Origin of the sequence: Streptomyces sp. NPDC058880 (assembly GCF_042742535.1) — a bacterium.
In the GTDB taxonomy this organism is placed as follows: Bacteria; Actinomycetota; Actinomycetes; order Streptomycetales; family Streptomycetaceae; genus Streptomyces.
This window is the reverse complement of sequence record NZ_JBHYMC010000010.1, coordinates 34,272-47,115: the sequence shown is the minus strand read 5'-3', so window position 1 is coordinate 47,115 and position 12,844 is coordinate 34,272. Positions and strand designations below refer to the sequence as shown.

14 protein-coding genes are annotated in these 12,844 nt (G+C 71.3%); 8 read left to right on the top strand and 6 right to left on the bottom strand.

Annotation, left to right across the window (positions count from 1 at the left end):
• Positions 1 to 3: 3 nt before the first annotated feature.
• The 3 genes from ACFW2G_RS08495 to ACFW2G_RS08485 all read right to left on the bottom strand — a co-directional run bounded on the left by ACFW2G_RS08495 (position 4) and on the right by ACFW2G_RS08485 (position 2,643).
• On the bottom strand, positions 4 to 948 hold the full coding sequence (locus ACFW2G_RS08495) for a hypothetical protein (RefSeq protein WP_384584620.1): 945 nt from the start codon (positions 946 to 948) through the stop codon (positions 4 to 6).
• 72 nt (positions 949 to 1,020) lie between these two features.
• On the bottom strand, positions 1,021 to 1,368 hold the full coding sequence (locus ACFW2G_RS08490) for a peptidase inhibitor family I36 protein (protein WP_037918730.1): 348 nt from the start codon (positions 1,366 to 1,368) through the stop codon (positions 1,021 to 1,023).
• A gap of 537 nt (positions 1,369 to 1,905) precedes the next feature.
• Positions 1,906 to 2,643, bottom strand: a complete 738-nt coding sequence (locus ACFW2G_RS08485) for an SDR family oxidoreductase (RefSeq protein ID WP_037918726.1) — start codon at positions 2,641 to 2,643, stop codon at positions 1,906 to 1,908.
• Between the two features lie 92 nt (positions 2,644 to 2,735).
• Between ACFW2G_RS08485 and ACFW2G_RS08480 the strand changes: the two genes are divergently transcribed.
• Positions 2,736 to 3,599 (top strand): LysR family transcriptional regulator, encoded by an 864-nt coding sequence (locus ACFW2G_RS08480; RefSeq protein ID WP_384584623.1) that lies wholly within the window; start codon positions 2,736 to 2,738, stop codon positions 3,597 to 3,599.
• 205 nt (positions 3,600 to 3,804) lie between these two features.
• On the opposite strand, the gene ACFW2G_RS08475 is transcribed toward ACFW2G_RS08480, so the two are convergent.
• Positions 3,805 to 4,701 carry an NADP-dependent oxidoreductase gene (locus ACFW2G_RS08475; protein ID WP_384584646.1) on the bottom strand — a complete coding sequence of 299 codons (897 nt, stop codon included), beginning with the start codon at positions 4,699 to 4,701 and terminating at the stop codon, positions 3,805 to 3,807.
• Positions 4,702 to 4,863: 162 nt separating this feature from the next.
• On the opposite strand from ACFW2G_RS08475, the gene ACFW2G_RS08470 reads away from it, so the two are divergent.
• Together ACFW2G_RS08470 and ACFW2G_RS08465 are read left to right on the top strand one after the other, a co-directional pair.
• On the top strand, positions 4,864 to 5,280 hold the full coding sequence (locus ACFW2G_RS08470) for a winged helix-turn-helix transcriptional regulator (protein WP_384446275.1): 417 nt from the start codon (positions 4,864 to 4,866) through the stop codon (positions 5,278 to 5,280).
• Positions 5,281 to 5,322: 42 nt separating this feature from the next.
• Positions 5,323 to 6,051: a Mut7-C RNAse domain-containing protein gene (locus tag ACFW2G_RS08465; protein WP_037918716.1), complete on the top strand. Its 729-nt coding sequence runs from the start codon at positions 5,323 to 5,325 to the stop codon at positions 6,049 to 6,051.
• A 92-nt stretch (positions 6,052 to 6,143) separates the two neighbouring features.
• Here ACFW2G_RS08465 and ACFW2G_RS08460 read toward each other — a convergent pair whose 3' ends face one another.
• Complete coding sequence (locus tag ACFW2G_RS08460) at positions 6,144 to 6,629, bottom strand: hypothetical protein (RefSeq protein WP_236647532.1); 486 nt, start codon at positions 6,627 to 6,629, stop codon at positions 6,144 to 6,146.
• 115 nt (positions 6,630 to 6,744) lie between these two features.
• On the opposite strand from ACFW2G_RS08460, the gene ACFW2G_RS08455 reads away from it, so the two are divergent.
• Positions 6,745 to 7,080, top strand: a complete 336-nt coding sequence (locus tag ACFW2G_RS08455; protein WP_384584625.1) for a YnfA family protein — start codon at positions 6,745 to 6,747, stop codon at positions 7,078 to 7,080.
• A 62-nt stretch (positions 7,081 to 7,142) separates the two neighbouring features.
• Positions 7,143 to 7,907 carry an SDR family NAD(P)-dependent oxidoreductase gene (locus ACFW2G_RS08450; protein WP_037918709.1) on the top strand — a complete coding sequence of 255 codons (765 nt, stop codon included), beginning with the start codon at positions 7,143 to 7,145 and terminating at the stop codon, positions 7,905 to 7,907.
• Between the two features lie 140 nt (positions 7,908 to 8,047).
• Here the strand turns inward: ACFW2G_RS08450 and ACFW2G_RS08445 are convergent, their stop codons facing one another.
• Entirely contained in the window at positions 8,048 to 9,241 is a 1,194-nt protein-coding gene (locus tag ACFW2G_RS08445) for an RtcB family protein (protein WP_384446270.1), read from the bottom strand.
• A 191-nt stretch (positions 9,242 to 9,432) separates the two neighbouring features.
• Here ACFW2G_RS08445 and ACFW2G_RS08440 point away from each other — a divergent pair, with 191 nt between their 5' ends.
• From ACFW2G_RS08440 to ACFW2G_RS08430, 3 genes are all read left to right on the top strand, one after another.
• The gene (locus tag ACFW2G_RS08440) at positions 9,433 to 10,332 is read left to right on the top strand and encodes a DUF3558 domain-containing protein (protein ID WP_384446268.1); all 900 of its coding nucleotides are present in this window, start codon (positions 9,433 to 9,435) and stop codon (positions 10,330 to 10,332) included.
• A 110-nt stretch (positions 10,333 to 10,442) separates the two neighbouring features.
• The gene (locus ACFW2G_RS08435) at positions 10,443 to 11,204 is read left to right on the top strand and encodes a DUF3558 domain-containing protein (RefSeq protein WP_384446266.1); all 762 of its coding nucleotides are present in this window, start codon (positions 10,443 to 10,445) and stop codon (positions 11,202 to 11,204) included.
• Between the two features lie 125 nt (positions 11,205 to 11,329).
• The gene (locus tag ACFW2G_RS08430) at positions 11,330 to 12,781 is read left to right on the top strand and encodes a DUF2637 domain-containing protein (RefSeq protein WP_384584628.1); all 1,452 of its coding nucleotides are present in this window, start codon (positions 11,330 to 11,332) and stop codon (positions 12,779 to 12,781) included.
• The last annotated feature ends 63 nt before the right edge of the window (positions 12,782 to 12,844 follow it).

The following is a 12,844-nucleotide window of genomic DNA, read 5'->3' as shown; positions in this document are numbered from 1 at the left end:
GTACTACGGCGTCTCTCGCAGTAGTTCCTGCGCCTTGGCCTTGGCTTTCGTGATGAGTTCCAGCCAGGCGGTGATCTCCGCCTCGTGCTTCACCAGGGAATCTGCGGATGCCTTGCTCTTGGCCTCCCGGGCCTTCGTGTTGAGCCCGACCTTCGTACCGCATTCGGCATCAGTGGTGGCCTGTTTGATCTCGGCACGCTGCGCGATATCGAGTGCGGCGGTATCGCCGTCCGGAACATTCTCGTAATGCGAAAGCGCCGCCTCCCTCGCCTTCTCGGGGGTCGGAATCTCCGCATAGCCGCCGACCTTCATGCAGGAGGCCCATTCCGTCAAAGCCTTCTGATACGCGTCGTCGTCGGCGAGAATATGCGCGCTGTCCTGTTTCACGGTGTTGTACACCGTCCAGTTGAGGCGCAGATATTCCTTCACATCCCCGTACACGGCCTTGAGGGTCTCGCCGCGGCAGCCCTTCGACGGCACCATGACCTTGCCGCCGCCGAAGTCGAACTCGACCCCGCCCTCGGGCTTGTCCACATAGCCGTCCATGGCCATGCTGTGCGCCCGCTTGACGTCCTCGGGCAACGCGTCGAAGTCGTCGCCGACCTCCTGGGACTTCTGGTTGTCCGACCGGCGCGGGTCCGCGCCGTAGCCCACGGTGCGGGCCGTCTCCAGCGTCGGAGTGAGGTCCTCGCCGCGCTTCTTGCCCTTGCTGCTGTTGGCGCCGTCGGACGGGAAGACCTTGAAACCCTGATCGTTCATGCACTTGCGGATCAGCTTGCCCTCGGCCTCACGCTCCTGCTCCAGTGCCTCGTTGGCGCTGTCGAGTGCGGCCTGTGCCCTGCGGGCCGTCTCCATGTCCTGGGGGGACTTCTCCGAGCAGGCCGAGGCGGAGCCCGTCACCACCGCCATCACCGCGATCGCCGTCACAACCCGGGTGCGCTTGTTCAATGTCCGTGTCCTCCGGAAGGTACGGCCGGGCCGCCCCCGCGAGGCGGGAACGGCCCGGCCTTCGAGCGATGGTCAGCAGCGGGAGCCGTCGTTCAGCGTGTTGCTCGCACCATCGTCGTTGGCGTCCCAGTAGTAGTTCACGGAACCGCCGGGAATGAGACAGATCTCGACGCCCAACGACATCCAGCGACCGCCGTAGGTCTTGGAAGACTGGCTGCGCCGGTTCCACCAGGAGCTGTCGGCCTCGTAAACGGCCGGCATGTCGATGTCCCAGCGGGCGGACTCGTACTTCGTCCGGTACATCGAGTTCCTGGTGGAGAAGTCCCGGTCCTTGTAGATGCAGAAGTTGCCGTCGTAGCAGGTACGGTCCACGGCCGATGCGGACGGCGCCGCGGCGATGACGCCGACGACGGCTGCCATCGCGATGAATCCGGCCGAAATCCTCTTACTGAGCACTCGCTAGTCCCCCTCTTCGGGTGATGACTGATGCAGTGAGAGGGCAGGGCAGCCGAAGCCCTTCCCCCCGGTCGGCTGAGAACCAGGCTAGGCCACCCCGATCGCATGTCAAACGCCAATTCCCTTTGCAACAGGGATTATGGTCGGCTGGAATTGATCATTCAGTGTCCGATATCCGGCTTCGCCGCCCTCCATTTCGACCTTCCGCGCACGCCCGGGCCGAGCACCCGGCGCAGGTCAGCCGCGCCCGGAGTGAGGCACGACCGCCGGGGCGCACACTGTCCGGATCTCCGGCACCCGGGCAGGGCGCGAACACGCAACAAAAAATCTCGTCGCCCCGCGGGGCTCGTCACACCGCGGAGCCAAATCCTGACGCACAGTCAACTGCACTGTGGGACCGGTCTGTCGCCCGGATGCAGGCGTCGCCGTCTCATCCGATCCGGTCCGTTCGGACCGTTTCGCGCACTCGCCGGGGCTTCGTCGGGGCAGGGCGGTTCGCCATCACCAGGGGACGACGCCGTTGTCCTCGAAGAACGAACCGCTCGGGCCGCCGTCGGCCAGTGTGGCGAGCCGGATCGCGGTGGCCGCGCCCTGTACGGGGGTGCGGGGTCCGTGGAAATCCGTGAAGTCGGTGGCGACCAGGCCCGGGCAGGCGGCGTTGATCAGGATGTTCGTACCGGTGAACTGCCGGGCGTACTGGACGGTGAGGGCGTTCAGGAACGACTTCGACGGCGCGTAGGCCGCCATGATCGGGCCGATCTCGATGTCGGGGTCCGCCTGCCGGGTCAGCGAGCCGACGCTGCTGGAGACGTTGACGATGCGCGGCGAGGCCGAGCGCCGCAGCAGTGGCAGCATCGCGTTGGTCACCCGGACGACCCCCATGACGTTGGTGTCCACGACCGTGCGGAGCACGTCCAGGTCGAGCGCGGTCGGGTCCTGCTCCCACCCCGGGCCCATCTCGCCGGAGATGCCGGCGTTGTTGACCAGGGCGTCCAGACGCCCGGCCCGCCGTTCGACCAGCTCCGCGGCATCGGTGACGCTCCGGTCGTCGGTCACCTCCAGCGGCACCCCGAACGCGTCCACGCCGAGGGCCCGTAGCTTCCCGACGGCGGTTTCGCGTCGGCTCTCGTCACGGGCCCCCACGCCCACGCGGTACCCGAGGCTGCCCAACCCGGCCGCAATCTCGTACCCGATGCCCTTGTTCGCGCCGGTCACCAGCGCGATCTTCGTTTCGCTCATGCCGATGATGGTGGCCCTCGAACGAACAGCGCGGCCAACACCGATGCGGTGCCCTGTGATACCTGCCGGGTATCACCACGTATGCTGCGGCCGTGGACACGCTGGAGACCCGCGAGTTGAGGTACTTCGTCGCCGTCGCCGAGGAACTGCACTTCGGGCGCGCGGCCGAGCGCCTCGGCATGGCCCAGCCGCCGCTGTCGCGGGCGATCCAGCAACTCGAACGGCGTCTCGGGGTCCGCCTGCTGGAGCGCAACCGCCGCGGCGTCTGCCTGACCGGCGCCGGAGAGGTGCTGCTGCACGAGGGCCGGGCGGCCCTCGACGCGAGCGCCGCCGCCGCTCGCCGCACCCGGCGCGCCGGTGGTGCCGACAGCCCCGGCGGCCCCCGCAGTCGGCTGGTCCTCGCGGTGAAGGCCGCCGCGTCCCACGAACTGCTGCGGAAACTCCTCGACGCCTACGCGGCCGAGCCCGACGGTGCCGAGATCGAGGTGCTGCCGTGCGGCCTCTGCGAGCAGGAAGAGCTGCTGCGCGACGGACGCGCCGATGTCGCGCTCATGCACACGCCGTGGAACTCCCTCGCCGGATTCGACAGCGAGGCACTGACGACCGAGGGGCAGGTCGCCGTTCTGCCGGCCGGGCACCCCCTCGCCGCCCGCGAGACCCTGTCCCTGGCCGATGTCGAGGACGTCCCCGGTCTACCGCTCGCCCGCTGGCCCAGCCGCGGCATCTACGCGCCAGGCCCGGGCCCCGAGATCCACAACCAGACGCAACTGGCCCAGCTGATCGCCCTCGGACGCACCGTCGCGGTCGTCCCCGACTCCGCCCGTTCCTGGCTCTGGGCCGAGCACGCGGCCGTCCCCTTGGCCGACGCACCTTCCGTGGTGACCCACATCGCCTGGCCCGCACACTCCCGCTCCCTCACCCTGGCCGGCCTGGTCCGCACGGCCGCACGGCTGTGACCAGGTCCTACCCCCACCGGTCAGCCCCCGGGACGGCTCAGGCGCCACCGGAGCCTGCGGGGGCCGGAGAAGCGGACCGATGGGACCGGACCGCCTGAGCCGGGACACCGCTGGCGCCGGGTGGGGCCGGATGGGCCCGACGCCCCCCGTCACGGCGTCACGGCGTCACGGCGTCACGGCGTCACGGCGTCACGGCGTCACGGCGTCACGGCGTCAGGACGATCCTGCCGCGCACGCCCGGCGTCGCGAGCAGGTCGTGCGCCTTCGCCGCCTCGGCGAGCGGGAAGACCTCCGCGACCCGCAGGGTGAGCGCGCCCTCCTCGACCAGGGACACCAGGCGGGCCAGCAGTTCCCCGTCCGCCGCGACCTCCTGCTCCTCCACCCGGATGCCGCGCTCCGCAGCCGGGGCGTGGTGCGGGATCAGGCCCACGTAGACCCCGCCGTCGCGGACGAGGGCCAGTGCGGCCCCGCCCAGGACGGCCGCGTCCAGGACCCCGTCCACCGGTCCGGCCGGAGCGCTGCCGCGCGGCACGAAGGCGGCCGCGCCGAGCGACCGTACGAGCTCCTCGTCCCCCGGGCCCGCCAGGGCCGTCACCACCAGTCCGGCCCGCGCGGCGAGCTGCACCGCCAGGCCTCCGACCATCCCCGCGGCGCCGGTGACCAGCACCGAGGAGCCGGGGGCGAGCCCCAGCTGGTCCACCGCGCGGGCGGCGGTCAGGCCGGCCAGCGGCAGCGCGGCCGCGACCGGGTCGTCCGCCGCGGCCGGCGCGGCGGCCACGGCGGAGGCATCGAGCACCGCGTACTCCGCGTGCGTGCCCAGCGGCTTCACCGGGCCGTGGTGCAGGCCCACCACTCGGTCGCCGCGGCTCCAGCCGGCCACCCCCGGGCCGGTCTCGTCGATCTTCCCGACGACGTCCCAGCCGAGGCCGATCCGCTGCCCGTCCCCGCCGAAGATCCCGGTGCGGACCCCTGCGTCCACCGGGTTGAGCCCGGCGGCCGCGACCTTGATCCTGACCTGGCCCGCCTCCGGACGCGGCACCGGCACATCGGCCAGCTCGACCCGCTCCGGGCCGCCGAACCCGGTCACCACGGCCGCCAGCATCGTCCGCTCGTCCATGGTCGATGCGCTCATCGTCCGCTCGTTCATCGTTCTCCCCGCTTCCGTCGCCTTCGCTTGTTCCGATGACCACTAACCTAGGGAGAGGTACTCTCTTTCCGTAAGTACGCACTCGAAGGTGCGTACCCGACCCGGAAGTGGGTGCCCATGGCCACCAGTACCGCTGCGGCCCGCCGCGAGGAAGCCCGATTCGCCTACGACGCCTTCCTCAAGGAATGCCCCACCAGCCAGCTCCTGGCCCGGATCAGCGACAAGTGGGTCGGCCTCATCGTCTGCGCCCTCGGCGAGACCGACGACCGCTCCCTGCGCTACAGCGACCTCGGCCGCAAGATCCCCGGGGTCAGCCAGAAGATGCTCACCCAGACCCTGCGCTCCCTCGAACGCGACGGCCTCGTCACCCGCCACGTCACGCCCACCGTCCCCGTCCGCGTCGACTATCGGCTCACCGACCTGGGCAGCAGCCTCGGCTTGCTGCTCTCCTCCGTGAAGCTCTGGGCCGAGACCAACTTCGACGAGGTCAACGCCCACCGCGACGCCTACGACCGGGCCTCCGCAGCCTCCTGAAATCAGCCGCGGCCACGCACCCCGCAATGGCATGCTGACAGGGTGAACGGACCCGGCATTCAGCTCACCCTCGCCCCCGAACTGCGCCTCTTCGCCCCGCCCAGCCGGCGCGCGGACCGCGTACCGACCGCGACCGATGGCGCCTCCAGCCTCGGCCACGTCGTCGAATCCGCCGGGGTCCCGCTCACCGAGGTCGGCCGCCTCCTCGTCGACGGCCGTGAGGTTCCCGTCTCCTACGTGCCCCAGGACGGCCAGATCGTCGAGGTGTGCGGGGTCGTGCGCCCCCAGGAGGTGCCCGGCGCCCCGCTCCGCTTCCTCCTCGACGTCCACCTCGGCACGCTCGCCCGCCGGCTGCGCCTGCTCGGCGTCGACGCCGCGTACGAGAACGAGGACATCGGCGACCCCGCCCTGGCCACCCGCTCCGCCGCCGAACGGCGCGTCCTGCTCTCCCGCGACCGCGGCCTGCTCCGCCGCCGCGAGATCTTCGCCGGAGCGTACGTCTACAGCGACAACCCCGACGAGCAACTGCGCGACGTCCTCGGCCGCTTCGCCCCCGCCCTGGCCCCGTGGACCCGCTGCACCGCCTGCAACGGGCCGCTCCACGAGGCCGACAAGGAGAGCGTCGGCGACCGCCTGGAGCACGGCACGCACCGCTCCTACGACGTCTTCGCGCAGTGCTCCGCGTGCGAGCGCGTGTACTGGCGCGGCGCCCACCACGCCCGCCTGGAGCGGATCGTCGACGAGGCACTCGTCGAGTTCGGCACCGCCTGACGGAGCGCGGGAAGCAGACCAGCCCCTGGGGCATGGCCTGCCCATACCCGGAGCAGACCCGGGGCAGAGCAGGCCCCGGGGCCGCAGCGGCCCTAGAAGGCGTAGGCGTCGCCCGTGTCCAGGGCCAGCACCGCCGGCTCGTTGTTCGCGCGGTTCCGGTCGGTCGCACCGCCGTTCCACCACGTGTCCACCCGCACCACCACCTCCGGCATGCGCTCCCGCAGCTCCAGCACCAGCCCCACGTGCCGGCCGCGCCCGTGCAGCGGCAACGGCCCCGTCTCGCACAACACCTCCCGCAGGCCGGCCCGCACACAACCCTCCGCCAGCCGCTGCCGGTCGGCCAGGTCGGCCGACAGCCGCACCCGCAGCGTCGCGTTCGGCAGCGCCGCAGGCCCGTCGTTCTCCGGAACCAGCCAGACCCGAAGCCGGTCCCCGGACAGGGCCACCCGGCCGTGGTACGAGACATCGGCCTCCGGCCCCGCCCACCCCGCTCCCCAAGCCTGCGACGGCCCGGGCACACCCGCCCCGAGCGCCAGCAACCCCGCCACCACCACACTCCGTACGGCGACACGGCGCACCGCCACCACCTCCTCACGTCTCGCGCGGAGGCTAGCCCCCACCGACCCCGACATGTCGGACCATCACACGAATGAGGGCGCGCCCACCCCCATCCGCACCGCGTACTTTTGAGCCATGCTGATCGCCCGCTCCGCAGCCCTCTTCTCCCTCGCCGCGCTCCTGGAGATCGGCGGCGCCTGGCTCGTCTGGCAGGGCGTGCGCGAGCACCGAGGCTGGGCCTGGATCGGAGCCGGGGTGATCGCTCTCGGCCTCTACGGCTTCGTCGCCACCCTCCAGCCCCAGGGCGACTTCGCCCGGGTCCTCGCCGCCTACGGCGGGGTCTTCGTCGCCGGCTCCCTCGCCTGGGGTGCCGTCGCCGACGGCTACCGCCCCGACCGCTGGGACATCGCCGGCGCCCTCGTCTGCCTCTCCGGAATGGCCGTGATCATGTACGCCCCGCGCGGCCGCTGAGCCGCCCGGCCCCGCCTATGCTGGCGGGTAGTCGCCCGTACGAACGACCGAGGAGCCCGCACATGAGCACGGCCGCCACCCGAACCGCCGTAGTGACCGGCGCGAGCAGCGGCATCGGCGCGGCCACGGCCCGGCAACTCGCCGCCGCCGGCTACCACGTCGTCCTCACCGCCCGCCGCAAGGACCGCATCGAGGCCCTCGCCGCCGAGCTCGCCGAGGCCGGACACTCCGCCACCGCGCACGCCCTCGACGTCACCGACCGCGCCGCCGTCGACGCCCTCGCCGCCTCCCTCGAACGCTGCGACGTACTCGTCAACAACGCGGGCGGCGCCATCGGCGCCGAGCCCGTCGCCACCGGCGACCCCGCCGACTGGCGCACCATGTACGAGGTCAACGTCATCGGGACGCTCCACGTCACCCAGGCGCTGCTCCCCGCCCTCACCGCCTCCGGCGACGGCACCGTCGTGGTCCTCTCCTCCACCGCCGGCCACGCCACGTACGAGGGCGGCGCGGGCTACGTCGCCGCCAAGAACGGCGCCCGCGTCCTCGCCGAGACGCTCCGCCTGGAGATCGTCGGCCAGCCCGTGCGCGTCATCGAGATCGCCCCCGGCATGGTCCGGACGGAGGAGTTCGCGAAGACCCGGTTCCGCGGCGACACGGAGAAGGCGGAGAAGGTCTACGCGGGCGTCGCCGAACCGCTGACCGCCGACGACGTCGCCGACACCATCACCTGGGCGGTGACCCGCCCCAGCCACGTCAACATCGACCTCCTGGTGGTCCGCCCCCGGGCCCAGGCCTCGAACACGAAGGTCCACCGCGAGCTCTAGCCGACTCCGGCGCTCCTCGGGCGCGCCATCAGGGCCGCCGGCGTCGGCGCACCGACTGAAGCCCGACACCGTACGGAGGGGCCCCGACCGATCCCGATCGGTCCGGGCCCCTCCGTTCCCCCGACAGCGGCGCCCGGGCCTCAGCCCTTGACGCAGATGACCTGCTTGAGCTTGGCCACGACCTGGACGAGGTCGGTCTGCTGATCGATGACCTGCTCGATCGACTTGTACGCGCCCGGGATCTCGTCCACCACGCCCGAGTCCTTGCGGCACTCGACGCCCTTCGTCTGCTCCACCAGGTCGCGCGCCGAGAACTTCTTCTTCGCCGCGGTACGGCTCATCTTCCGGCCCGCTCCGTGCGAGGCCGAGTTGAAGGCCTTCTCGTTGCCGAGCCCCTTCACGATGTACGAACCCGTGCCCATCGAGCCGGGGATGATCCCGTAGTCACCACTGCCGGCGCGGATCGCGCCCTTGCGGGTGACCAGCAGGTCCATGCCGTCGTACCGCTCTTCCGCCACGTAGTTGTGGTGGCAGCTGATCTCTCGGTCGAAGGAGACCCGGGCCTTGCGGAACTCCTTGCGGACGACCTCCTTGAACAGGCTCATCATCGCCGCGCGGTTCAGCTTCGCGTACTCCTGCGCCCAGAAGAGGTCGTTGCGGTACGCCTCCATCTCCTGCGTGGCCGCGAGGAAGACCGCCAGGTCCCGGTCGACGAGGTTCTGGTTGTGGGAGAGCCCGCGGGCGACGCCGATGTGGTGCGCGGCGAGCTCGTTCCCGATGTTCCGGGAGCCGGAGTGCAGCATCAGCCAGACCGAGCCCTGCTCGTCCAGGCAGAACTCGATGAAGTGGTTTCCGCTTCCGAGCGTCCCGATCTGCTTCGCGGCGCGTTCCCGGCGCGGCTTGACCGCATCGGTGAGCCAGTCGAACCGCTTCCACAGATCCTCGTACCCCTGCACCGAGAAGCCGTACAGCCGCGACGGGTCCACGGCCTCCTTGTGCATCCCCACGCCCACCGGGATCGCCTGCTCGATCTTCGAGCGGAGCTTGGAGAGGTCACCCGGGAGGTCGTTCGCCGTCAGGGAGGTTTTCACCGCCGACATGCCGCAGCCGATGTCCACGCCCACCGCGGCCGGACAGACCGCGTCCTTCATCGCGATCACCGAGCCGACGGTGGCCCCCTTGCCGTAGTGGACGTCCGGCATGACGGCCAGACCCTTGATCCACGGAAGCGTGGCGACGTTGTGGAGCTGCTGCATCGCCCCCGGCTCGACCGACGCCGGGTCGGTCCACATCCGGATCGGGACCTGCGCCCCCGGTACCTCTACGTACGACATAAAGAATCAATCCCCCGAAACCAACAGAAAGGTGAGAATCCGCAAAAGCCTCGCTCTTGATCCCGAATACGACAGGGGACCGGCGCCAGCACCAGCGTGTGCGATAGACATTGTGTCCAGCCGCGCCCAAGCCGCGGCAACGCATTTTCCTGACTGTCGGGGGTCCCGCCGGTCGAAGGGAGCCAGTGGACGTGCAGCGCACAGCGGTACGGCGAGTCCTGCCCGGCCTCGCGATGCTCACCGCGCTCGCGGCCGGTGCGGCCGGTCTGACCGGGTGCAGCGGCGGGAGCGACGGCGGAAGCACCAGCGACTCCAAGGCCGGCGGCAGCTCCGCCGCGCCCGCCCAGCCGGGGAAGTACCGCAGCCTGCCCGCGCCCTGCAAGGCGGGCGCCGACAGCAAGAAGCTCAAGGCCATGCTCCCGGCGCCGGACAGCCTCACCCCCGAACAGCGCGAGCAGGTGTACGCCGGTGTCGCCGACGCCTCCTACGACGGCGACCGGCACGTCGGCTGCCGCTGGACCGCGCAGACCCCCGAAGAGACCAGGCTGCTGTCGGTCGGCTTCGAGCGCGTCGTCTCCTACGACCGCGGCGCCGCCAGTGACGACGACAAGGCGAAGCAGGTCTACGTACGCCTGCTCACCGACGCGCACCTGCCCTTCCCCGGCCCGGTCACGACACCCGGCCCGGGCGCCGCCAACTCCGGCAGCCCGGCCAACCCCGCCAACCCCGGCGACCCGGCCGCCTCCGCACCCCCGCCCGCCGCGCCGCCCGCCGGTGCGGCGCCGTCGGACGGGGCTCCGGCCGCGGGGACGCCGACCCCCGGCGCCAGCCCGTCCACCCAGCCCGAGCTCGGCTCCCGCATCCTGGAGGACCTCGGCACCGAGGCCTTCCTGGACGACAAGCTGAGCGCCGCCGGGGCCACGGCCGCACAGTCGCGCACCGTGCGGATTGTGTTCCGTACCTCGAACGTCATCGTCAAGATCGAGTACAGCGTGCAGCCGGCCCTGCCCGGCATCGTCCCGCCGAGCGGCGAAACCCAGGACAAGGCAAGGCAGTTGGCGGAGGCACTCGCCGAGCGGTTCAACGAGTGAGCGGTGCGCGCCACACGCCCGCGTGACGGCGCGCACAGCAGTGCGGCACCCGATCGGGCTACCGTTGACGGTCCCGCGTCCGAAGAAGTACCCGAAGCACTGAAGGAACCATGCACCGATCAGCCTCGCGCCTCACCCGCGTTCTCGCCTGCGCAGCCGTCCCGGTGATCCTCACCGTGGCCGGGTGTTCGTCCGACTCGGGGAAGGATGCGGCCGACAAGGGCGACAAGAAGTCCGGTTCGTCCGCTTCCGCGAAGCCCGGCGAGAAGAAGCCCACGCCGGAGCTGGAGAAGGCCGCCTTCGCCACGCTCCCGGAGCCCTGCAAGGCGCTCCAGACGGGGACGATCGACTCGCTCGTCCCGGAGGCGAAGGACAAGAACGGCACGGCGACCACGTCGAACGACCTCGCCACCCGGGCCAGCTGCTCCTGGAACGGTCTGGACGAGGACGGCCTCAAGGGCTCCCAGTACCGCTGGCTGTCGCTCTCCTTCTTCCGCACCGACTCGCACGCCTCGCTCGGCAGCGCCAACAAGCGCGCCGAGGAGCAGTACGGCAAGCAGGTCGAGGCGGCGAAGTCCACCGAGGGTGCGCAGGAGGTGAAGGCCGAGGCCGTGGAGGGCCTGGGCGACCAGGGCACGTCGGTCGTCTACTCGGTGAAGAAGGACGTCGACTTCTTCAACACGACGATCGTGGCGCGCACCCAGAACGTCGTCGTCACCCTCGACTACAACGGCGCGGCCTACGAAGGTGCCGGCGCCCCGGACCGGGCGAAGCTCCTCCAGGACGCGATCACCGCGGCGAAGGAGGCAGTGGGCTCCGTCGCGGGCGCCAACAAGCCCGAGGAGCAGCCGCAGTCCCCTCAGCCCCAGTAGGAGCGGTGGCTGGTCAGGGCCTCCTGGAGCGCTGACTTCCAGTCACCCGTACGCTGTGCCTGCCGCAGCTCTGTAAGGGCTCGGTAAGCGCCCGGTTTGTGCTCGACAAGGGGAGGGGATCGCGGGTGGCCGCGATGCAGCTGACTCGTACGCACCGCATACTCATCGGTGTCGTCGTCGCCGGAGCCGTCGTCATCGCGGGCATAGGTTTCGCGGGCTCGTACGCCGCGGTCCGCGAGCTCGCGGAGAAGAAGGGCTTCGGCAGCTTCTCCCTGGTGTTCCCGATAGGGATCGACGCCGGTATCTGCGTCCTCCTGGCGCTGGACCTGCTGCTGACCTGGCTGCGGATCCCCTTCCCCCTGCTGCGCCAGACGGCGTGGCTGCTGACGGCGGCGACGATCGCGTTCAACGGCGCGGCCTCGTGGCCGGATCCGCTCGGTGTCGGCATGCACGCGGTGATCCCGATCCTGTTCGTGGTGACGGTGGAGGCCGCCCGGCACGCGGTGGGGCGGATCGCCGACATCACGGCGGACCGGCACATGGAGGGCGTGCGCATCACGCGGTGGCTGCTGTCGCCGGTGCCGACGTTCAAACTGTGGCGCCGGATGAAGCTGTGGGAGCTGCGTTCCTACGAGCAGGCGATCGGCATGGAGCAGGACCGGCTGATCTACCAGGCCCGGATGCAGGCGCGGTACGGGCGCTTCTGGCGGCAGAAGGCACCGGTGGAGGCGCTGATGCCGCTGAAGCTGGCCCGGATCGGTGTACCGCTCTCGCAGACGGCGCCGGACGCCCTGGCGGCGACCGGGATCGACCCGGCGGTACTGCCTCCGCCGGCGCAGCAGACCGCCGGGGCGGCTCCGGCCCTGGAGGCCCCGTTGACGGGCGCTCCGCAGTCGGACGGGGAGGTCGGCCCGGACCAGGAGGCGCACCGGACCGAGCACGCCCAACTCCAGCAGGCCCAACTCCATCAGGCCCAGATCCAGCACGCCCCGGCAGCGGCAGCGGTCCACGCCCAGGCCCACGCCCACGCCCAGGCCCAGGCCCAGGCCCAGGGTCCCCAGGTGGTGCCCGCGGCGGCCGCCCAGATCCCGCCGGCGTTCGCGGTGGACCCGACGGCGATGCCCGCGGCCCACAACAGCGCCTGGTTCGCCGGGCCGAAGGCACCGCAGGCCGCGTACGAGGGCGGCTACAACCCGCAGTACGTCGAGGGCCTGGAGCCGACGCCGGTCCTGCCCCCGATGGGTCCCGACGAGCAGCAGGTGCAGGCGGCCGTGCCGGGTCCCCGCGCGGAGGCGGACCCGGCCGCCGAGGCCGGAGCCGAAGCAGGAGCCGAAGCGGGAGCCGAGCCCGGGGCCGAGGCCGACGGGGACGCGGAGAAGTTCGCGGAGGCGGCGTACGAGGTCTTCCGCACCCACCTGGTGGAGAGCGGCGAGGTGCTGACCGCCGAGCAGCTCGACATACTGCTGGCCGACCGCTACGGGGTGGTCCACCCGCGCAGCGGCTCGCTGATCCGCAAGATCTTCCCCCAGCTGAAGCTGCGCTACCAGCGGGAGCTGGAGAACGAGCACATCGCCTGAGGCTGTCTCGCGGCGCGCACAAGGGCCCGTACCTTCCTCGGTCGGAGGAGGGTACGGGCCCTT